Source organism: Niallia sp. Marseille-Q9988, assembly GCF_976954375.1.
Genome location: NZ_CDRJSZ010000023.1, coordinates 20,542 through 41,802, shown reverse-complemented (window position 1 = coordinate 41,802; position 21,261 = coordinate 20,542). Strand labels below are relative to the sequence as shown.

The following is a 21,261-nucleotide window of genomic DNA, read 5'->3' as shown; positions in this document are numbered from 1 at the left end:
ATCTGTGTTTAATGATAGTAAATATATCATATTTGGGATAAAAAATAACGTTTTTGGGATAAAGTATAACAATTTTGGGATCAAATGAACAAATGATATTTAAGCACGTTACATTTAGTTGATAATTTAAAGACATCTTTTATAAATTGCATTTCTTAAATTACTCGAGTCCACAGGATCTTTAAAATCATAATGATATGCATATATTTTTTATTAAAAAATATATTTAATACGCTCTTAAAAATTACTACTAAAAAACATCCCAAATATGTTATCTTTTTTCAGATTTTGAATTATAACATATTTGGGATGTTTTTTCTTTTAATAATTGAACTATAAAATTTTTGGGATGCAGTGTCTTTTGAAAAAGGAACTATAACATATTTGGGATAGTGTTATCTTTGGATAAGTGAACTATAACATATTTGGGAATGTTATCAATGGAATGAGTGAACTATAACATATCTGGGGTAGGGTCATCTATGGAAAAAGCGAAACTATAACATATTTGGGATAATGTTATCAATGGAATGAGTGAACTATAACATATCTGGGGTAGGGTCATCTATGGAAAAAGCGAAACTATAACATATTTGGGATAATGTTATCTATGGAAAAAGCGGAACTATAACATATTTGGGATAGTGTTATCTATGGAAAAAGCGGAACTATAACATATTTGGGATAGTGTTATCTATGAAAAAAGCGGAACTATAACATATTTGGGATAGTGTTATCTATGGAAAAAGCGGAACTATAACATATTTGGGATAGTGTTATCTATGAAAAAAGCGGAACTATAACATATTTGGGATGTGTTATCTACGGAATAAGTGAACTATAACATATTTGGGATAGTGTTATCTATGAAAAAAGCGGAACTATAACATATTTGGGATAGTGTTATCTATGAAAAAAGCGGAACTATAACATATTTGGGATAATGTTATCTATGAAAAAAGTGGAACTATAACATATTTGGGATAATGTTATCTATGAAAAAAGTGGAACTATAACATATTTGGGATAGTGTTATCTATGAAAAAAGCAGAACTATGACATATTTGGGGTAGGCAAGTTTAAGATATTACCAATTAGAATATTCTGAAATATAACAGTTAATAATCTTTTGTTATATTTCACTTTCTTTTCTCTGAAAATAATGTCATAATTTGTTTAAGATTACAAACTTGTTAGTAGGTGATAGTTTGATAGAAACAAAGCAAGTTGAATTTAAAGTAAATGATCTAATCATCCAGTCTAATGATTTAATAGAGGCTTATTATGATAATGAATTAACCACTTTAGAGCATAAGTTTATTCGATATGTTGCTAGTAAAATTAAGAAAAATGATTCCCAATTTCCAGACTACACAATTACTGTTAAAGAATTTGCAGAAGTCATGAATGTTAAAGGAAATAATTATCATAGTCAGGTAAAAGAGTTAGCTGATGATCTAACAAGAAAAAGAATAAAGATTCGCTCGTCTAATGATAAAATGGGATGGTTTCCATGGTTTAGCGCTATTATATATGATAATGGTACTGTTCATGTTTCTTTTAATCCAATAATTAAAGATTATTTAATTAGCTTAGACAGTAGATTTACAGGATATTCATTTGATGATATAAAAAAATTAAAAAGTGGATATACAGTGAGAGTTTATGAACTGTTAAAACAGTATGAGAAAATTGGAAAAAGAACAATAGAGCTAGATGAACTTAAAAGGATGATTGGAGTAGGGGATAAGTATCCTGTATACGGGAATTTCAAACAACGAATATTAAATGTTGCAAAAAAAGAATTAGAAGCAACTGGAGAATTATACTTTTCTTTTAAAGAAGTCAAACAAGGTAGAAAAACAGTAGCAATAGATTTTAATATTCATAAAAAAAGTCCTAAACAACAGACTCCTCTTTCAAAAGAAGCACAAGAATTTATTGAATCAGTAAAGAAATCTCTATATATTCATGGTATCGCTATTTCTGATAAGAAAATTCTATCCTGGAAAAAGTATGGAATAGAATTAATTTTAGAAGTTTTGGAAGAAATAAAGCATAGAGACATTGAAAATTATGAGAATTACATATCAAAAGTGTTAAAAAGTAAGTATGAAAATAAAGATGTTGATCCTGATATAGGAAAAGAGGAAAATACTAGCAAAGAAGTAATAGATGATATAAATGAAATAGATGAATCTCTATTAAATCTTGCTCGTCAAAACATCGTTGCAAAATATGCGCCTGGTAAGGAATTAATTCCAGATTATTTTCTAGAAAAAGAAGTAATTCCATTTTTCATGAAGTTCATGAACGTTAGTGAAAAAGTTGCAAGTGAATTATGGGAAAAATATAAAACAATTATTATGTATCAAATTAAAACCAAAAAAGATGAACAATTACAGAAACGATATAATAGATAACATAACAAAAAATAACTCAATGGGACTACCCCAAATATGAAGGTAAATCAAAGTTACCTAATATTTGGAGTAGTCTTTTTTGCGAAGGAGACTGAATAATGAGAAAGGAAAGAATACATTCAATTGATATTATAAGAGGATTTGCAATCTTAGGCATAGCTTTTGCAAATATATTACCACTAAGTGGTCCTCATTTATATGAATCCTCTCCAAGTAGTATTTGGATGGATCCTATTGATAAACTAGTAGAATCGATTTTATTTATCTTCGCTGAAGGTAATTTTTATTCCCTCTTCTCTATCCTTTTTGGTTTTAGCGCAATTATTTTTATGGAGAACGCAGAAGACAAAGGATATAATCCTTACTATTTATTCTCAAAGAGATTATGGATACTGTTTGCAATTGGATTTTTACATGCCTTTTTCATTTTTTATGGAGATATACTCATGATATACGCAGTAATCGGTTTGTTCTTACTTCCTGTATATAAAGTTCCTGGTCGTGTTATGATGCTGCTGATTGGTATATTTATGATTCCAATGTTGTTTGAATTAATTAAGATACTGTTATTTGATTATCAAATTGCAGCTGTTGATTATAACTTATTACAAAATGTGATTATTAATTATCAAACAGGGGGAAGAATTGCATTATTACAAAATACTGTTGATTGGTTAACGATTTACTCTATAGAAAATCTTCCATCTTTGTTCTGCAGTATTTATCCAATGTTTTTGTTAGGGATGATATTAGGAAAAAATAAAGCATTGATTACTAATATTAAGGGAATCCACAAATTAATGTGGGTGATAAGTGGTAGTATTGGTATTGCAATAAAAACATTAGCAATAATATATTCTGACTCCTACTTTTTAATAAGACTTTCCGAAATTTTTGGTAATATAAGCATGTCCATATTTTATGGTTTATCTATTCTGTTATTACTAAAAAAAACAGGAAAGCATTTCAAATTAATTGCTAATATAGGAAAAACATCTATGAGTAATTATTTATTCCAAACAACATGTTGTTTTTTCATGTTTAAAGTATTTAAGTTATATGCACAAGTTTCACCTGGTCATTTAGTTTTTCTTTCTATAGCTTTAATATTCATACAAATATTATTAAGTAATTGGTGGTTAAAAAAACATAAGCAAGGACCCATTGAATCGGTATGGCGTAAGTTAACTTACTATAAAAGGACTCCTTCCTATAATAGGGTTGATAAGAAATAGATATAATAGTAGAATGAAAATGTAACTATTTTATATTTTTAACATTTTAGCAGCCTTTTATTGGCTAGCAGTTTCGATATTAAACGCAGCGTCCTTTGGGATGATTTATTGAGTATTACACTTTTTGTGTAATTCATTAAACCATCTCTCAGGGCGCTTTTTTGCGTTTTATATAAATAATATATTGAGAGGATGAAGAAAAATGATGAAAGAAACAATTAGTAAGAGACCAGGTTTTCAAGGAAATGTATTTGAGGAAAGTAAAAGAAAAGCAGAAAAAATTATTGCTAGTAAACCAATCTTACATTCTCGTCATAGTATCGAGATTATTTTGCCAGATGGGGAACGAAGAATATTTAAAGCTAAGTCAGTGTCTAAAGAACATGCCTTTAATGAATTTTTAGTTTTTATTGAGTGTTTAGAGCAAGGAATTAACTCAAAAGTAATGTGGAGGTATAAAGGCGATAAGGTTTATCATTTTAGTACACTTATCAACGAAAAACCTTCTACAATTAAACGCTTAAAAAAAGCAATAATGGGATATTTTTTTGATATTGAATAAAGAGCTATGAGGGCATTTACATTTAAATAAGAGAGGTAGATTTATAATGAGTAGATATAACGACGCAAAGGAATATATAAATTTTTTCGGGGAGAATGATACTAGTTTTCCACATTTATTGGCTATTATTGTCGGTGAAAACGTATGTGACTCAACAATCGATATTTTAGGTGAGTTAGGTTTGAGTGGGATTTCTCAATTATCTGAAGAGGAACTATTGAATTTAGAAGGAATAACTACGGAAACTTTATTTAGAATAAAAGCATTAAATGGAATTTTAAATATGGTACCAAAATTTGATTGGCAATCAGAATTTAAAATATCTACCAAATTTGATGTAGTTGAATATGTGAGAGACATTCGTTATAAGCAGGATTCACAACTAGATCTTTTATTTTTAAATAAGAATAATGTGGTAATAGGCAGACAAAATATTATTAAAGGGACTAGAACACTCAATAAGGACTTAGTTCATTTGGCTTTTCGACAAGCCATTAAAAGAAACGCTTCGAAGATCGTAGTCTGTAGTAATGAACCTGCAGGTTATGCAGTTTTAAAAGATGAAGACTATTCTTTATTCGACTATTTTGTATCCATATCCAATCTTGTGAATATTGAGGTAATTGATCATATTATTTTGGGTAAAAAAATGTGCGTTTCAGTTGCGGAAGGAATTTCGAAACAATCCAAAGGAGAGTTAGCATGAAAAACCAATGTAACCTAATCGGCCGTTTGAGTAGAGATCCATATTTAGCTGGTACAGAGGAAAATCCAGTCTGTTTTATGACACTTGCTGTAAATCGAAATTATAGAAATCAGCAAGGTGAAAGAGAGGCGGATTTTATTCCAATTAAAGCTTTTAAAGAGAAAAAGTTAGCTACCACTTGTCATAATAATTTACAAAAAGGTAGTTTAATTGCTGTTACAGCACGTTTGCAAGCAAAATTTAAGGATAATAAAACAGAAATTGAAATCATTGCTGAAGATATAGTCTTTTTAGATTCAGGTAAAAGGAGACTGAAGACTGATGATGATGGAGAGAATAATCACAAATATTCATATGAGGAGAATTATCATCAAGAGGATATTATAATGCCTTGGGAAAGATAATATTGAGTAAACGTTCATTCTAATAGAATGGGCGTTTTTTCATGATTAAAAATAGGAGGAAATAACATGTCTCATATAGGTAACAAACGTGCGACACGTTGAGCTATAAATGACATTAAAAAAAGTCGTGAAAAGCTCGGATATGGGATTGCAAATTCATATCTAACTGTCATTCCAAACTATGAAATGAGGGAACTAACCACCCCGAAGCATAGTCACTAAGACTCCTACATGCGTCAACTCCCTCCGAAGGATTTGAGGTGTGAAGCTAGGTAAAGTCGATTGAAGTTGGTCCCAATGCTGTTATATGTAATGGTTCAACGATAAATCGGGTGTCTATAAAATATATATGGTGAGAATGTCCTTGTAACTGACGAACTTTCGAATGTACACAACTATAACCTAGATGATTAGGAATAATCATCGCCGTATAAAGCGGTACTTGTGAGGATGAGTAAGAATGTTTGTTATGAAAATCCTTAGCAACAAAGAAGGGTTGCTCCAGCAAGTAGTTGTAAAGAAAGCACCTAAGTATATATGAACAGATAGGAATGATTGGAACGTGGAAAGCGAGTAACGTGGAGGTTCGGAGACTTTTGAAGCGTTCATACGGAAAAGAGCAAATCTATAACGTGTGTTAATACTCGTGATGGTGGTGGCATGGTACCGAAGAAACAGGGATAACAAACTGTGGAGGGAAGGCCACTAGTCTAACGGAATTAAACAGAAAATTACTAGGGTAAGCAATCGGTTAGGACAAGTAGGCAAAATCCTTTTAAAGGAGAGTAGCGAACTTACCAATGAATGATAGTGTAAGATATTCCGAATATTATTTAATGCAACCAATTTTTGATAATCTATACGCCAAATCAAAAGAAAATTTTTCATTTTCTAATCTCTATGAACTAATTATTAGTAGAGACAATCTACTTTTAGCATATAGAAATATCAAATCCAATACGGGCAGTAAAACTGTTGGAACAGACGGATTAAGTATCAAAGATTATAAAATAATGGATGAAGCTACCTTTATCAATAATATCCGAGAAAGGTTAGCCAACTTCCACCCTAATAGTGTACGTCGAGTTTTCATTCCTAAAGCTAATGGAAAGGAAAGACCGCTTGGCATACCTACAATGGAAGATAGACTTATCCAACAATCCATAAAACAGATACTTGAACCAATATGTGAAGCGAAATTCTTTGAACATTCCTACGGTTTTAGACCAAACCGCTCAACACATCACGCTCTTGCAAGGATGCTAAACCTTATAAACGTAGGGAAAAATCATTATGTTGTTGATATTGACATTGAAGGATTCTTCGATAACGTCAATCACAACAAATTGATTAAACAACTATTTTCTTTAGGTATTAAGGACAAAAAGCTCCTGGCAATTATTAAAAAGATGTTAAAAGCCAATATTGAAGGTGAAGGGATACCAAACAAAGGTGTTCCACAAGGTGGAATACTTTCCCCTTTACTCTCAAATGTCGTTCTAAACGAACTCGACCATTGGGTAAGTGACCAATTTGAAACCTTCGACATTAGCAAACTAGGAAGTAAAGATACTCGTAAATACCGCTTTTTGCAGACCAAAACAAACATGAAGCAAGGCTTTATTGTTAGGTACGCAGACGACTTTAAAATCATCACAACTTCATATAATGAAGCGAAAAGATGGTATTTTGCAGTACAAAATTTCCTTGAAAAGAGACTAGGTTTAAATATCTCGAAAGAAAAATCGAAGATAACTAATCTCCGCAAAAGAAAATCCGAATTTCTTGGATTCAAAATTAAAGGGGTTAGGAAAGGAAAAAGAATCGTAGCACATAGTTTCATCAGCGATAAAAAGAAACAAGATATTATACAATCCTTACGCGAAAGAGCTAGAACACTATATCGTTCTAACACCCGAAAAGAAGCATATGAATACAACTCTTATATTAGAGGAATTCATAACTACTTTTCTGCTGCATCGCACGTTAGCGTTGATATGAAAGAAATTGCCTACAAAACTTACCGAACTATATGGAATAATCTTTCAAAAATTAGTGAATCAGGCAAATGTGAAGTGAAAGGATATGAAAGATACAATTACACTACCTTTTCCATCAAAGAAGTACCTTTAATTCCTGTTTCAGCGGTGAAATCTATCGTGGTGAAACAATTTCAACAGGATATTAATGACTACAGTCCGAAAGGTAGAGAGCTAAATAGTAAAGTCAATCTCATGTATAACATTCAAAAAGCTGTGCAACAACTAGCGAAAACTTACATTGAGAAAAGAAGCATTCAATACAATGATAATCGTGTCTCAAAGTTCAGTGCCAGTAAAGGCAAATGTTTTGTTACAGATGTGGACCTAACTAGAGACATTCACAACTATCATTGCCACCATATTACACCTATATATTTAGGTGGAACTGACGAATACGAAAATTTGGCTGTACTTCATAAATTTGCTCATATCTTGGTTCATGCTACGAAAGAGGAAACTATAGAAAAATATATGAGGTTGTTGAATATAAACGAATATCAACTAAAGAAATTAAACAAGCTTCGTAAAGCTTGCAAACTTCAACCTATTAAAGACTAGTAAACTGTATAACCAGTTAGATGGGGCGCCGTATGAGGTGAAAGTCTCACGTACGGTGCTAACCGGGGGAAAAGTCGGAGATTACATCAAAGACTTACCTATCGGAACTAAAAGCAGGTTTTTTTGCAACACCTGAAACACAAGGTGAATATATCATTAAATTACTAAATGTAGAAGGTAGTGGTGTTTGGTTTGATCCCACTTGCGGAGAGGGAGAGATTCTAAATCAACTTGCAGCTGCCTTTAATAATGAAGAGACTTTTATTAATACTTATGGAGTCGAACTTGATAGAAGACGTGCAGAACGCGCTTCAAAGATTTTGAATCATTGTATAAATGCCCCTATAGAATCTATGGTAATACAAAATGAAGCTGTGTCATTCTTATTTCTTAATCCACCATATGATTTTGCATTAAAGGGGATGGATGATTCTTCAGCCAAAAGAAAAGAATGGGTTGAATTAGAAAGGAATTATAGATATCTAAAAGAGAATGGAATATTGATATATATTATTCCTTCATATCGTTTTGCAGATCAAAAAATTTCTAGGTTTTTAGCAACTAACTTTAATGAAGTTGGCATTATGCGATTTGCAAAAGAGGATTATGAAGACTATAAACAGTGTATTTTTATTGGAAGAAAAAAGGCAGGAAAATATAAAGGAATTAATGAAAAATTATATGATTTTTTATTAAGAATGGATTCCGAGGAATTTATATTAAAGAATGTAAATACGATTGATCAGATTGTAACTAGAGAATTTAAATGGAATGTACCAAGCGGTTATAAAAACTTATCTACATTTTATACAAAATTGGCAAATAAAGACGATTTTGTTGAAAGTATTAGAGAGAGTAAAGGATTCGAAGCTTTTATGAATAGAACCAAGCCACGCCAATTAAGTATAGGTGGAGAACCTATTCTGCCGCTTAATCAAGGGCAATTGTCTTTATTATTAGCAAGCGGAGCGATTAATGGTGAGCTAGGTGAAGGCGAAAATTATCATTTAGTACAAGGTCTTGAATCCGTTTCTAAAATTGTGGATGAAGAGGTAAAACATCACGACAATGGCAGCAAGACTGTAATAACTAAAACCAGAACAAAGAGGGATGTATCTGTAAAGATAATAACTCCAAATGGGATGATAAAAAAATTAGTGTGACGGTGATTGATATGATAAAAATTTTAGAATTATTCGGAGGTATTGGGGCCCCAAGAAAAGCTTTATTAAATCTGGGGGTTGATCATAAAGCTATAGATTATGTAGAGATAAAAGAAAATAGAGTACGTGCTTATAATGCTCTATATGACCATGCTCATAAACCACAATCCGTTGTTGGATGGAATCTGAAGCCGGATGTCCTTATCCACGGATCTCCCTGCCAAGATTTTTCAAGGGCAGGATATAGAAAAGGTGGAAATATAAAGACTAAGTCTCGCAGTTCATTAATGTTTGAAACGCTTAAAATTATAGAAAATATGGGGAAGTGGAAACCAAAAGTTGTAATTTGGGAAAATGTAAAAGGCGTTTTAGATAGAGACCTAATTGGCCCGTTTAACTCTTATATTCAACAAATGCGTAAACTAGGATACACAAATTCTTTCGATGTTTTAAATGCTGTTGACTTTGGTATTCCACAGCAAAGAGAAAGAGTGTTTTGTATATCCATTTTTGGAAAAGAGGCATTTGACTTCAATAAATTAGAAAGAACCCCAATGCGTCATATTAGTGAATTTTTAGAGAATAAAGTAACTGGCTCTCAGTATTTGGTTAATGTTCCAAGTATGTTGAGTAGAATAGAAGAATTTAACCCAGTAAAGGAAACGGATAAGTACAAACGTAGATTATCCGTAATAGAAGATTATTGTTGGACTATAACAGAAAGACAAGATCGATGTCCTAACGCTGGAATTATTAGATTAAAAGATAAAGTGGGATATAGATATCTAACTGAAAGAGAAGTATGGAGATTAATGGGTTTTGATGATAAAGATTTTGAATTAATCTTGGAACAATTCCCTTCTAGAAAGGGTTGTAGAAATGCTACTCTTTACGAACTAGCAGGAAATAGTATAGTCGTCCCAATTTTAGAAGCAATTTTTAAAGTTATTCTAAAAGAGGATTTTGCAGAAGATTTACTAACAAATACAAAAGGGCAATTAGAGTTGATTATTTAAAAATATAAAATGGAAAAAACGGATTAGATCTAATATTCTAATCCGTTTTTTAGGAGGATATAAACATGAACTCACAATTAAGTATTTTTGACCTTAATATTAAGAAAGTTAAAGAAATAAGAACAGAAAAGCAAATTGATAAGAATGTTGCATATGACGTTGGAGACTTTATTACTGGTTCTAGAAAAGAATTAGATAAAATAAAAAGAAGATTTCAGGAAAATCATTCTGAGGAAGAATTAGAAAACATAGAAAAGCTTAATCCGCTTCTTTCAGAGGAATTAATAACCAAAAGAGAATTAACAAAATCTTTTTCTCTGAAGCTTGAGAAGGAAAATGGTGTAGAACCAGGAGTTGCTAAATTGAAGCAATTAATTATTAATAGAATAGATAAGGTTCCCGCTGTTCAAACAAAAGAGGGAAGAAGAGACTTTATGTTAGCAATCCAAAGTTTCTTAGAACTTATTAATAAAGTGAAAAAGTGGGACGATGTTTCAGACTTTATTGTTGGTTTTTCCAAAACGCTTATATTAGAAAGAAATAAAGAATCAGATACAAATTTCTTTATTTTAGGGAAAAGCTTCTTAAAATTTTTTCTGAGGGCAGGATATAAATCATCTATTAATACAGCATCAAAAATAAATACATGGGACGATATCTTTGGGAAAAAGGAAAATGGCGTAAAAGGTACAAAAAAGAAAAATAGTAAATGGGAAAGAGTATTACCAGAAAGACCTGATAGAAGAGGTGGGAAACCAAGCGCGGTAAAAAAGCCAGAAGATTTGGTGGAGTTGTTTGGATTTCGAGGAGTGCAATTTGGCCATTATATGGATGATGAAAAAGGCATGGAGCATTTAGTTCGAGCTTCAGAAGCAATTTTGGATTTAGCAGATGTACTTGAAATTGATGTTACTTCTTTATCTTTAGATGGAACACTTGGACTAGCATTTGGAGCAAGAGGAAGAGGCGGAAATGCATTAGGTACTTATGAGGCTCTATCAAGAGTTATTAATATGACAAAAAATAAAGGTTGTTTAGGAATTCTCGCCCATGAGCTATTTCATAGCATTGATCACTACATTTACATTAAAAGTCATAAAAATACAAGTAGTAGAGGATATGGAACAGAATGTAATACACTAGGTGAACAAATACCTTCTCAAATAAAAAGTGCCTTAGAATATTTATCTGAGAGTTTAAGAGAAGGAAATGGAACAGCATATTTCATAAACACAAACAAAGATGATGTAACTTATAGAGGAGTTGCTTTAAAAAGAGATTATGAACGTTTTAACGGAGATATAGCATTAGCTATAAAAAAAGAATGTACTATTCAGCGAGAAAGCATAAATAGAAGACTTGATTTTTCTCAGTATTATGGAGCATCAGAAATTTCACTAAAGAAAGAAAAAGAAAAACTCAAAAGAAGGGCAAAAAGAGAAGTTAAAAAATATGCATTGGCTATGGCTTGGTATCATGAAAAAATTACTGGAGAAAGAGTTAAAAGAATACCTTATCCAACTGATAAATCACAATATTACCTAAATGCAATCGAGTTAGACAATGGAAATGAATCTAAATATTGGAGTAATATTATTGAAATGGCTGCAAGGGCGTTTGAAGCTTACATTGCAGATAAACTATCAGCAACTAATAGACGTAATGACTATCTAGTGTATGGGACATCAGATGAGATTGCTTTTCCTCAAGGAAAAGAGCGAGAAAAAATAAATAAAGCTTTTGATATATTATTTGATACATTAAAGATCAATGACATATTATAAATCAAAAAATATAAGAAATCCAAGATATCTAGCTCAAGATACCTTGGGTTTCTTTTTTATATAAAAATTACTATTAACTTCTTTATAACTCTAACTTTAGACCCTAACATTTTGTTTATTCTTTATATATACTTTATACTATAGTTTTATTATGATGATGGTAAAATGATAACTAATAGCCAATTTAATTGAAGAGTGAATAAATAAATGGAGTGTCCAAAGGACTTTAAAAATAAAGTTGTTTTCTTCCTCAAAATGGTTATAATATAGGTAATATGTCATTAGCGTTACAAAAGAATAGGAAATTTATAAAGAAATTCACTGTATACCGGAACTTTATTACTTAATATCTAAAGTGTAATAACAGCTAAGTAAACGTTGGTTTAGTTAGCTTTTTTTTGGTGAATTATATACTTTATTGAGAGATATCTATAGAAATTTATAAAATGTTTGTATATATAAGTTAAAATAAATAGAAGATGATATAAGAATGAGGGATATTAAGATGGAAAATTACTTATTAAAACGGATAGGTTTTACATCTGAAGATAATTATGTGATTTTATATTCTTTGTTAAAGGAAAATTTTACAAATTGTAATGAAAATATAAGATCTAGTGTTTTACTTTCTATAATTCAAGAAAAACCTAAAAATAGATGTAAAAAAGTCCAAGAAGTAAAATTGCTAATTTCTAAGGAACAAGCCGATTACTTATTAAAAATTAATGAAGAAAAAGAGTTAATAAGAGAAATAAATTCCATCATATTGAAATAATTAATATCTTTGGAAATTAATCCTATTGAATAATTCCAAAAAGTATGTTTTAATAAATTCAATATTAAATTCAAAAGGGAAAAACCCTATGAAAAGGCCAAATTTCGATTTGGTATTTTGTCATAGGGTTTTTCCCTTTTTGTTTAATCCATAAACAAAAGCTTGTATGATAAAATAAAAAAACCCACCTAGATACAATTAAACTATCAGGCGCTAAACTGATAGTAGTTTAATTGAGTGAAAGCGGGAGTTTTCTAAACTTATATTCTTGAAAATATTTTAACATAAATATATGTTTTAGCAAGTAAAACTCCTTCTTTAATTTGTTTACTTGGGTTTATTTAGGAGGAACAATAGTGGAAGAAGAGTATTATAATTTAAAAGGTAAAAAGGATAAACTAAAGTATTTTCGATTAAAAGATACAGGTATGTTTACGCAAAGAAGTAAATTGATAAATATAGAGGATACTCAAGAATATAAAACCTATTTTTACCCAGAGCAAGATAAATTGATCTTTGAGGAAAATCAAGTTAGAAATTTTAGTTTAGACGAGCATGGAGAGTCTATTCCAGCAATTGATGGTGAGCTTACTATTTTTAATAACTATTTTTTTGACTTTTGGGGATTTTATCTGGGAGACGCCATACGATTATATGCATATTTAAAAAGACATGCTTATGGGGAAAAAGACTATGTGTATCCCAATTTTGAATTGATTTCAGAGAAAATGGATAAATCAAGAAAAACATTACATACCTATTTAGATATACTAGAGCATTACGGCTTTGTCTATAAGTTTAATGTAATAAATGAGTCTCGGAATAATATGGAAGAGAGTCCTATTTTTAAAGTCAGGAAACAAACTCCTTTATTATCTAAAAAGCTAATAGAGGGAGATAATAATATAATTATCCCTGAAAACGCACCTGCTCATGTAAAGAAAATGCTAAAAAAAGAGCGTGAAGGATTACCTCCTAGATTACGCAAAGAGCACGAAGTTTTTACCAAGAAGCATTTAAAAAACAAAGCGGATATCCTTCCAGAACAATTAGATTATGAGGAGATTTACAATAAATACTTACAATATAAAGATATACTTAAAAATATTCATAAAAAAGTTCAAAGTGAAGAAGTTGACCCATCTATTACCTATTCTGAAACAGAGGTACATTTAAAAAAGAATATGACACAAGATGAAAAACTGCTTTTAGCTGTTGTTCTAGAATCTGCACAAGCAAATATTTCTAAACCCTCTTTCGATACTTGGTTTAAAGATATCCTAATAAAAGTTCAAAATAATATTTTAACTATTTATGCACCGAACGAATTTGCTATGGATTGGCTAGAAGAAAGATATAAAGATAATATATTAGAATGGGTGAATAAAGCAGGTAGTTGGATCAGAGATATAAATTTCTCCCATTATGAATTTTATAAGCAAGTTTAATTAATAATATTAGAGCACTAACTGTAATGATTTTGGAATGCAGAGTTCTCCCTATGGCGGTTTCTCAATAAGGTAACTTATCTAATTAATGGTAAGCGTCAAACTCCTCCCACATATTCAAATAGAAGAATCTTTGAGATAATCTCTTCAAATAAATATTGGAGGAGGTTTTTTCATGACTAAAAAACCCAATTTAGAATTACGCAAAGAATGGGAACAGAGAATTTCTGACTACAAAGCGAGTGGTCAATCCCGAGCTAAATGGTGTGAGGACAATGGGGTTAGTTATCATCAATTTGGATACTGGAAGAGAAGGCTTAAAGATCAAAGTACCGAGAAAACAAACAATTCTTGGGTTCCAGTAATCATAGAGGAACCTACAACAGCGCAATGTGAATCTTTACTAATCAAGGTTGGCTCTGTTTCCATAGAAGTGACTTCAGGCTTTAATTCAACACTTCTCGCAGAAGTGATAAAGGTACTGAAAGAGCATGTTGAATGAAGTGACTGTTGATCGTGTCTTTCTAGCAAAAGGAAGTACGGATATGAGAAAATCGATTGATGGATTGGCTGTCCTTGTTCAAGAAGTTTTTGAGCTAGATCCTTTTTCTCCTAATCTATTTGTATTTTGTAATAGAAAGAGAGATAAGATGAAAATTTTATTTTGGGACAAAAATGGTTTTTGGCTCTATTACCGTCGTCTAGAAAAAGGCCAATTCCAATGGCCATCTGATGACCAAAACGCAACTCCTCTAAAAATAACTCGACGACAATTACGCTGGTTATTAGATGGACTATCACTAGAACAAAAGCATGCCCATCTCGAGGTGATGGTTAGAACCATCATATAATAGAATACTTCTATTTAGTGAGAGACAATTCATCGGTATTTTCGTATAATAGAACCTATGAAAAAGAAAACAAAACACTCAACCCCAACTCCTACAATTGAAGAACTTCTCGAGCGCGTTCAACTTCTTGAAAAACAAAACGCAGAGCTAGAGGCGAAGTTAGAAAAGGAAAAATCTGAATCGGAAGCCAAGATTAATTGGTTAAAAGAGCAGCTTCGCCTTTATCAATCTAAGCGTTTTGGTGCTTCCAGCGAAAGAACCCTTACGGGTCAACTGGAATTAGCTCTTTTTAATGAAGCGGAAAAGGAAGCAAACCTCGAATTACCAGAACCTACAGTAGAAACCATTACCTACCACTCTCGGAAGAAACGTGGTCACCGTCAATTGATGGTAGAAAACCTGCCTGTGGAAACGATTGAATATCGTTTATCCGAAGAAGAACAGGTGTGTTCATGTTGCAATGAGAATTTACATGAAATGAGCACAGAAGTCCGTCAGGAATTAAAATATATTCCTGCTGAAGTGAAAGTAGTGAAGCATGTTCGCTATGTGTATTCCTGTCGTCATTGCGAACAGGAAGCGGTGGAAACTCCCATCCAAACGGCGCCAATGCCCAAACCAGTAATATCAGGTAGCCTAGCTTCTCCATCTATTTTGTCACATATCATGAGTCAAAAATATGTAGAAGGACTCCCTTTATATCGCCAGGAGAAGCAATTTCACCGAATGGGACTAGCTTTATCTCGCCAAACAATGGCTAACTGGATGATATATGGTGCGGATCGATGGTTGACGCCATTATATGATCGAATGCATCAGCTTCTATTAAAGCTAGATATTCTGCATGCGGATGAGACTACCCTGCAGGTACTTAGTGAACCTGGACGTCCAGCTACTTCCAACTCCTATCTATGGTAGTACAGGACAGGAATAGAAGGACCATCGATTGTTCTCTATGATTATCAAGAAACACGTGCCGGTGAGAATCCAAAGAAATTCCTTAATGGATATAAGGGATATTTACAGGTTGATGGGTATGCTGGTTATCAAAAAGTAGAGAATGTCACACTTGTGGGCTGTTGGTCCCATGCGAGGAGAGCATTCTCTGACGTTCTGAAGGCATTGCCAGCAGGTAGCATAAAACCGGTAACGGCAACCGAAGGTCTTCAATTCTGTAATCAGCTTTTCGCCATTGAGAGAAAAGTAAAAGAATTAGACCCGAAGGAACGTTTTGAACAACGTCTTAAACAAAGCAAACCAGTACTAGACGCTTTTTTGTCATGGCTAAAAATACAAGAACAAAAAGTACTCCCTAAAAGTGGAATGGGCAAGGCGGTGACATACTGCCTCAATCAATGGGATAAACTAATAGCCTTTTTGGAGGATGGTCGATTAGAAATCGATAATAATCGAAGTGAACGGTCGATCAAGTCAGTAGTGATCGGAAGAAAGGCATGGCTGTTCATTCAGTAATACACCGCAAGGTGCTAGAGCCAGTGCCATCCATCATATACAGTATGGTGGAGAATCTAATATCCAAAATCCTTGGTCACCAAACCTCCGTAAGAACCATTTTTTGCTTGCCAAATACAACCGGTTAAGGAAATCAGCAAGTCGGGTTCTGTGAGGGAGCCTCAAAAGAGGTTATCCCCTATTTTATTTAGCTTACATATAAAAAGAAATTTATACAGATTAATAGTAAGGTATGTAACTCTCATTTATTTTCTGCCAAATTGTAGAGTGTTTGGAGATTTGGAAAGAAAAAATGGAATTATTTAGTGTGCAGTGTTCTGGAGATTAGAAGTATATGGCGGTTTACAAGTATTTTTAGGTAGAATCTTTGTATATAGATAAACAATAATAAGGAATAATAATACTGTGAAAAATAAGAAGTATGGAATATTATTATACAGCTTAGTAATAAAATGAATAAAGTTTTCTAAGGTATCTTGCGAACTGCTGGGGCTTGTTGGTATTAATTCTAAATTACCCAGATTTCCTATAAAGTTGTTGAACATATGACAAATAATAGGTATAAATAAATTTTTAGTTTTCATATACAGGATACAAAAAAGTATACTATTTAGAAATAGGCCAATAAAGTCGAAATTTATATGTAATATGGAAAAAATTAATGATGTGAGAATCATAGATTTATATGCTCCCATTTTTTCAGTCCATTTACTAAATAAAAATCCTCTGAAAATAAACTCTTCGATGATTGGGGCAATGATGATTACGGTTATTAGTGAAAGTATTGAGCTCGACGAATTAGTAGAAATATTCTCTGAATTATATACTTTTTGTACCAAATTTTCATTACTAGCCATAAAATAGATATTTATTATAAATAGATTGGATATTGAAAAAATGGTGACTAATAATTGAAGTGTTATGCTATATAATAGTGACTTATAGGAATTAAATGTCCCAAGTATAGGGCTCATAAGAATATTATTTTTTTTAAAAGTAAGTATTATCCATAAAAAACAGAATAAATAAATGAACAGAATTAGAACAGAATCTAAAAAGCTATTATGATATTGGAATATAGTTTCAAAAATAGTATCAATTAGTTGCCATAGAATAATCAATGAGATAAATAAAATGAAAATTGGTCGTGCTTTTATAGTTTTAAAAAAAATATGAATCACTCTTTTCAATATTAAAGTTAATTGTAAAATAAATCTTGTGAATAAATAATAAATTTTATTAGATGGTAAGTCAATCTCGTATATTCCAATAGTTATTAATTTTCATTAATAGCTTCAATTTAATGAAAATTGTAATTTTATTGGGTACATTATTGTGAGCTTTGTTTCTAACGTGAAAAAATATCCGTAATAAAACAGTTATATATATATTTATGATAGGAAATGGCTGGTTTGACTTTCTTATTTATAAAAGTTTACAGGGAGCAACAATGTAATAAAAACAAGGTCACTTCCTGTAAAAATTTGTTTATTTTACTGCTAACGCCCTCCAAGTATTAACGCCACAAATACCATCTGCAACGAGCCCTTTATTTTGCTGGAATTTAATCAATGCGGATTTAGTTTTTGGGCCCCATATACCATCTATTGTACCAACATTATAACCGAGATTATATAATGCAGCTTGAAGATCTTTTACACGAGCCGATTGGTTTGCTTTACCATCTCCAACCATGTTGGATGATACGTTAGCTGTGAATCTATGATCGTTTACTTTTACATAAGCATCCCCATTTTTATCTCCACCCCATTTACCTACAGATGACGAAAGAAAGTTCGTAAATACAGTGAAGTTATCTGTAACAATTGTTTTTACAACTTCTCCTAATACGGCCTTTAATAACTCACCCCAAAATTTCCCAGGTATATACATTGGAGTAATTGAAGTATTTTCTTCTGAATTTAAATATTTGGTTTGATCTTGGTTGATTCCTATGTTAGTATCAACCTCTTGTAAAATTGTTTTCTGATTTGATTTTTCTTCTAATTTTGAAGCTGAAGCAGAAGTTGAAGCTGAAGCATATGTAGTTCCTAGTGTGCTAAGAAATAATGTACTACTAAGTGCTATTACTAGTAATTTTTTTGATTTCATACTTAATCTCCTTATTAGTTTAATAGTGAATTGTAATATTTGAATAACTAGTTCAATATTAATTTTATTTATAATAAAAATAGCAAACGTTATAAACTATTGAATAATATTATTCCCTCCCTTTTGTATTATACTTTGTCAGAAATCCAATTATCACATCCACAAGGAAGATATTAACATAATTTCATCTTTAAACCAATATTTTTTCTGAAAATTCATAAAAATCCTCAAATTATATAATTGTTAATTGAAAAATTTAAATTAATATGTAAACTAAAAGGTAGAAAAATACATTTTAAGATGGAGTGAATTGTTTGGGACAATTAAAAAATAATAATTTGTTAAAGATAGAGAATATTACATACAGTAAGAATAATTCTAGAATAATTAAAAATATAAATCTAACTCTTCAAAAAGGAGAAGTACTAGGGATTATTGGACCAAATGGTTGGAAAAAGCACATTATTTAAGTTAATAACTGGGATTTATAAGAAGAACAGTGGAAATATAGAAGTTTGTGGTAATAAGATTAGTTCAATAACTAATGAATTAATAGGTCATCTAATTGAAGAACCTAAATTATACTCTTATTTAAGTGGTAAAGAACACCTTAATATTATTCAAAGATTAAAAGGAAAAAAGGATGAGGAATATTTAGATCTTATTATTGATAAGTTAGATATGAAAGGTTATTTGGAAAAAAAAATTAAAAACTATTCATTGGGTATGAGACAAAGGTTGGGAGTAGCTAGTGCTATGATACATAATCCTGATATAATATTATTAGATGAACCCTTAAATGCACTTGACATTGATGGAGTAAGACTAGTAAAAAAGATAATAGAAGAGAAAAGAAGGGAAAATAAGGGGATAATTCTTTCTAGTCACTTATTAAATGAAGTAGAAGAGATTTGTAATAAAGTTGTCATAATTAAAGGTGGAGCAATTATTGATACAATAGATTATAAAATAGAGAACAAAAAAATCTATTTAATTATAAAGGGAGAGTCACTTCCAGTAATTAACCCCAAGGTTCATATAATAAATAAAGATAAAGATAGTCTCCTAGTAAGTATTGAGAGAGACTATTTTACAGAGTTTAATATGTTATTATTTAAGAACAACATACAAATAATAGACGTTCAAAATTCTTTGAAAAATTTAGAGAAAATATATTTTGAGACTTTAGGTGGTAAGTGATTTATGTATGAATTAATAAAGGTAGAGTTATATAAGATTTATAAATCAAGAATACATTTACCAGTTGCAATTTTTTTTATAATTTTCCTTGGCCTTAGTATGGTAATGAGCTGGTATGAACCAGGTTTAAATAAAAATTATTTAAGATATACACATTATATATTTAGTATTAATGGTCAATTAATTTTTCCATTAATAGTATCTATGTTTTTTGGACCTTTGATTACAAAAGAATTTAAGGATAAAACTATTGAAAATCTGCTTTCATCGAGGTTTTCAATAGAACAAATTATTCTCGGTAAATTTTTTGCAGGAACAATCTTCTTTACAATATTATATTTGATTTTAATTACTATATATCAGATAATTACAATATTATTCTTTGCGGATTTATCAATAATTGAAGTGACTTATACGACAATTAGTTTTGGATTGGCATTATACAGAGTTTATGTAATATCAATCTCTTACCTAATATATTCATTAGCTTTTGGTGCGCTAACCTATTTAGGCGGAATATTAACTAGGAACCAATTTATAACATTATTACTTCCTATTGCGGTTATACTATTTTATATGTTTATACCTCATTATGATTGGATGCGTAATTTACTATTTTTTGAAGTTAGCGATATTTATCAATTATTAGGGGAAGATGATTTTCCCATTTATCGCATTTTGTATTCTATAACATTATGTGCAATAACAATGTTATTCTTTTTATTATTATCTGTTTTATTTATTGAAAAAAAAGAGAAGTATATAAATTAAAGATTATGAGTTTGGATACGGAGGATATATGAAAAAGAGATTAATTTTTATTCTTTTCCTATTAATAATACTTAATATTGGATTTAAGTATGGTGTTGCCAAGGAATCTTCTAAAAAAAGTAGTGTAACTATTGAGCAAAAAATCGGAAGGCTTGAAAATGTGGTAAAAAGTAATAAAAGTGTTGAAATTTATAATGAATTAGGTGAGTTATATCTTAATGATAAAGACTATAGCAAAGCCATTACTACATATAAAGAGGTTCTTGAATTAGAACCTGGAAATACACTAGCTTATAATAATTTATCAAATGCTTATATATATTTAAAGGAGTATAATAAAGCAATAGATTATAGAGAAAAGATATTATTAATTGAACCAGAAAATCTTACAACCTTGTATTATTTATCTCAAATATACTTGGTAATTGATTTGAATAAAGCAGAAGTATATATAAAGAAGTTAAATAGTGCACTTTCTCACACTAAAAATAAAGAAGATTCTGATGTAACTTTTTTAAATGATTATTCGAAAAAATACAATGATTTTATAAAAGACTTACATCTAAAGAAAATAAGTGAATCAGATAATAATTTTATCAATAACTATATTACTTTTGAAGAAATTAGAAACGAAATAAAAAACAATTATTTTGAATAGTTTTTTTACTGATCAAAGGAAATGGCTATATGGTAAAGAAGTTAAATGAAACTTACTGACACATTCAATCTCGGAGAAAA

General features: G+C 30.7%; 19 protein-coding genes and 1 pseudogene. 18 read left to right on the top strand and 2 right to left on the bottom strand.

Annotated elements, in window-relative coordinates:
- The first annotated feature begins 1,172 nt into the window (after window positions 1-1,172).
- The 14 genes and pseudogenes from ACWNMZ_RS24815 to tnpC all read left to right on the top strand — a co-directional run.
- On the top strand, window positions 1,173-2,423 hold the full coding sequence (locus ACWNMZ_RS24815; RefSeq protein ID WP_084668800.1) for a replication initiation protein: 1,251 nt from the start codon (window positions 1,173-1,175) through the stop codon (window positions 2,421-2,423).
- Window positions 2,424-2,521: 98 nt separating this feature from the next.
- Window positions 2,522-3,658: a DUF418 domain-containing protein gene (locus ACWNMZ_RS24810; protein WP_251628106.1), complete on the top strand. Its 1,137-nt coding sequence runs from the start codon at window positions 2,522-2,524 to the stop codon at window positions 3,656-3,658.
- A gap of 202 nt (window positions 3,659-3,860) precedes the next feature.
- The gene (locus tag ACWNMZ_RS24805; protein WP_251628108.1) at window positions 3,861-4,220 is read left to right on the top strand and encodes a DUF6018 family natural product bioysynthesis protein; all 360 of its coding nucleotides are present in this window, start codon (window positions 3,861-3,863) and stop codon (window positions 4,218-4,220) included.
- A 46-nt stretch (window positions 4,221-4,266) separates the two neighbouring features.
- Entirely contained in the window at window positions 4,267-4,926 is a 660-nt protein-coding gene (locus ACWNMZ_RS24800; RefSeq protein ID WP_251628110.1) for a JAB domain-containing protein, read from the top strand.
- Complete coding sequence (locus ACWNMZ_RS24795; protein ID WP_251628112.1) at window positions 4,923-5,330, top strand: single-stranded DNA-binding protein; 408 nt, start codon at window positions 4,923-4,925, stop codon at window positions 5,328-5,330. The genes ACWNMZ_RS24800 and ACWNMZ_RS24795 overlap by 4 nt, the downstream gene beginning before the upstream one ends.
- An 800-nt stretch (window positions 5,331-6,130) precedes the next feature.
- The gene (gene ltrA, locus ACWNMZ_RS24790; protein WP_016205239.1) at window positions 6,131-7,930 is read left to right on the top strand and encodes a group II intron reverse transcriptase/maturase; all 1,800 of its coding nucleotides are present in this window, start codon (window positions 6,131-6,133) and stop codon (window positions 7,928-7,930) included.
- Window positions 7,931-8,010: 80 nt separating this feature from the next.
- A complete protein-coding gene (locus tag ACWNMZ_RS24785; RefSeq protein ID WP_396953876.1) occupies window positions 8,011-9,093 on the top strand; it encodes a DUF6094 domain-containing protein in 1,083 nt (360 codons plus the stop codon).
- Window positions 9,094-9,104: 11 nt separating this feature from the next.
- A complete protein-coding gene (locus tag ACWNMZ_RS24780; RefSeq protein ID WP_251628114.1) occupies window positions 9,105-10,109 on the top strand; it encodes a DNA cytosine methyltransferase in 1,005 nt (334 codons plus the stop codon).
- Window positions 10,110-10,174: 65 nt separating this feature from the next.
- On the top strand, window positions 10,175-11,893 hold the full coding sequence (locus ACWNMZ_RS24775; RefSeq protein ID WP_251628116.1) for an LPD1 domain-containing protein: 1,719 nt from the start codon (window positions 10,175-10,177) through the stop codon (window positions 11,891-11,893).
- Window positions 11,894-12,398: 505 nt separating this feature from the next.
- Window positions 12,399-12,668, top strand: a complete 270-nt coding sequence (locus tag ACWNMZ_RS24770; protein WP_016205235.1) for a hypothetical protein — start codon at window positions 12,399-12,401, stop codon at window positions 12,666-12,668.
- A gap of 356 nt (window positions 12,669-13,024) precedes the next feature.
- Window positions 13,025-14,116 carry a DnaA N-terminal domain-containing protein gene (locus ACWNMZ_RS24765; RefSeq protein WP_311297478.1) on the top strand — a complete coding sequence of 364 codons (1,092 nt, stop codon included), beginning with the start codon at window positions 13,025-13,027 and terminating at the stop codon, window positions 14,114-14,116.
- Between the two features lie 175 nt (window positions 14,117-14,291).
- Window positions 14,292-14,618, top strand: coding sequence for an IS66 family insertion sequence element accessory protein TnpA (tnpA, locus tag ACWNMZ_RS24760; protein ID WP_251628118.1), 327 nt, complete (start codon window positions 14,292-14,294; stop codon window positions 14,616-14,618).
- Window position 14,619: 1 nt separating this feature from the next.
- Window positions 14,620-14,967 (top strand): IS66 family insertion sequence element accessory protein TnpB, encoded by a 348-nt coding sequence (gene tnpB, locus ACWNMZ_RS24755; protein WP_449598949.1) that lies wholly within the window; start codon window positions 14,620-14,622, stop codon window positions 14,965-14,967.
- A 57-nt stretch (window positions 14,968-15,024) separates the two neighbouring features.
- Window positions 15,025-16,519: pseudogene (gene tnpC / locus ACWNMZ_RS24750) on the top strand (IS66 family transposase); the annotation flags it as partial.
- A gap of 223 nt (window positions 16,520-16,742) precedes the next feature.
- Here tnpC and ACWNMZ_RS24745 read toward each other — a convergent pair.
- The gene (locus ACWNMZ_RS24745) at window positions 16,743-17,174 is read right to left on the bottom strand and encodes a CPBP family intramembrane glutamic endopeptidase (protein ID WP_449598951.1); all 432 of its coding nucleotides are present in this window, start codon (window positions 17,172-17,174) and stop codon (window positions 16,743-16,745) included.
- On the opposite strand from ACWNMZ_RS24745, the gene ACWNMZ_RS24740 reads away from it, so the two are divergent.
- Window positions 17,089-17,304 carry a hypothetical protein gene (locus ACWNMZ_RS24740; protein ID WP_251628122.1) on the top strand — a complete coding sequence of 72 codons (216 nt, stop codon included), beginning with the start codon at window positions 17,089-17,091 and terminating at the stop codon, window positions 17,302-17,304. The two genes, ACWNMZ_RS24745 and ACWNMZ_RS24740, sit on opposite strands and share 86 nt — an antisense overlap.
- Window positions 17,305-17,928: 624 nt before the next feature.
- Here ACWNMZ_RS24740 and ACWNMZ_RS24735 read toward each other — a convergent pair.
- A complete protein-coding gene (locus ACWNMZ_RS24735) occupies window positions 17,929-18,552 on the bottom strand; it encodes a peptidoglycan-binding domain-containing protein (RefSeq protein WP_251628125.1) in 624 nt (207 codons plus the stop codon).
- A 444-nt stretch (window positions 18,553-18,996) separates the two neighbouring features.
- Between ACWNMZ_RS24735 and ACWNMZ_RS24730 the strand changes: the two genes are divergently transcribed.
- From ACWNMZ_RS24730 to ACWNMZ_RS24720, 3 genes are read left to right on the top strand one after another with little or no spacing between them, the layout of a single operon-like run.
- Window positions 18,997-19,752, top strand: a complete 756-nt coding sequence (locus tag ACWNMZ_RS24730; protein ID WP_449598950.1) for an ABC transporter ATP-binding protein — start codon at window positions 18,997-18,999, stop codon at window positions 19,750-19,752.
- A 3-nt stretch (window positions 19,753-19,755) separates the two neighbouring features.
- Window positions 19,756-20,523: an ABC transporter permease gene (locus ACWNMZ_RS24725; protein WP_251628129.1), complete on the top strand. Its 768-nt coding sequence runs from the start codon at window positions 19,756-19,758 to the stop codon at window positions 20,521-20,523.
- A gap of 28 nt (window positions 20,524-20,551) precedes the next feature.
- Window positions 20,552-21,181, top strand: coding sequence for a tetratricopeptide repeat protein (locus ACWNMZ_RS24720; protein WP_251628131.1), 630 nt, complete (start codon window positions 20,552-20,554; stop codon window positions 21,179-21,181).
- The last annotated feature ends 80 nt before the right edge of the window (window positions 21,182-21,261 follow it).

Excerpts from the sequence above, each read along its gene's own strand:
- ACWNMZ_RS24810 (WP_251628106.1), top strand. The coding sequence starts at position 2,522 with ATGAGAAAGGAAAGAATACATTCAATTGATATTATAAGAGGATTTGCA.
- ACWNMZ_RS24805 (WP_251628108.1), top strand. The coding sequence starts at position 3,861 with ATGATGAAAGAAACAATTAGTAAGAGACCAGGTTTTCAAGGAAATGTA.
- ACWNMZ_RS24800 (WP_251628110.1), top strand. The coding sequence starts at position 4,267 with ATGAGTAGATATAACGACGCAAAGGAATATATAAATTTTTTCGGGGAG.
- ACWNMZ_RS24795 (WP_251628112.1), top strand. The coding sequence starts at position 4,923 with ATGAAAAACCAATGTAACCTAATCGGCCGTTTGAGTAGAGATCCATAT.
- ltrA (WP_016205239.1), top strand. The coding sequence starts at position 6,131 with ATGAATGATAGTGTAAGATATTCCGAATATTATTTAATGCAACCAATT.
- ACWNMZ_RS24780 (WP_251628114.1), top strand. The coding sequence starts at position 9,105 with ATGATAAAAATTTTAGAATTATTCGGAGGTATTGGGGCCCCAAGAAAA.
- ACWNMZ_RS24775 (WP_251628116.1), top strand. The coding sequence starts at position 10,175 with ATGAACTCACAATTAAGTATTTTTGACCTTAATATTAAGAAAGTTAAA.
- ACWNMZ_RS24770 (WP_016205235.1), top strand. The coding sequence starts at position 12,399 with ATGGAAAATTACTTATTAAAACGGATAGGTTTTACATCTGAAGATAAT.
- tnpA (WP_251628118.1), top strand. The coding sequence starts at position 14,292 with ATGACTAAAAAACCCAATTTAGAATTACGCAAAGAATGGGAACAGAGA.
- ACWNMZ_RS24740 (WP_251628122.1), top strand. The coding sequence starts at position 17,089 with ATGGAAAAAATTAATGATGTGAGAATCATAGATTTATATGCTCCCATT.
- ACWNMZ_RS24735 (WP_251628125.1), bottom strand. The coding sequence starts at position 18,552 with ATGAAATCAAAAAAATTACTAGTAATAGCACTTAGTAGTACATTATTT.
- ACWNMZ_RS24730 (WP_449598950.1), top strand. The coding sequence starts at position 18,997 with ATGGTTGGAAAAAGCACATTATTTAAGTTAATAACTGGGATTTATAAG.
- ACWNMZ_RS24725 (WP_251628129.1), top strand. The coding sequence starts at position 19,756 with ATGTATGAATTAATAAAGGTAGAGTTATATAAGATTTATAAATCAAGA.
- ACWNMZ_RS24720 (WP_251628131.1), top strand. The coding sequence starts at position 20,552 with ATGAAAAAGAGATTAATTTTTATTCTTTTCCTATTAATAATACTTAAT.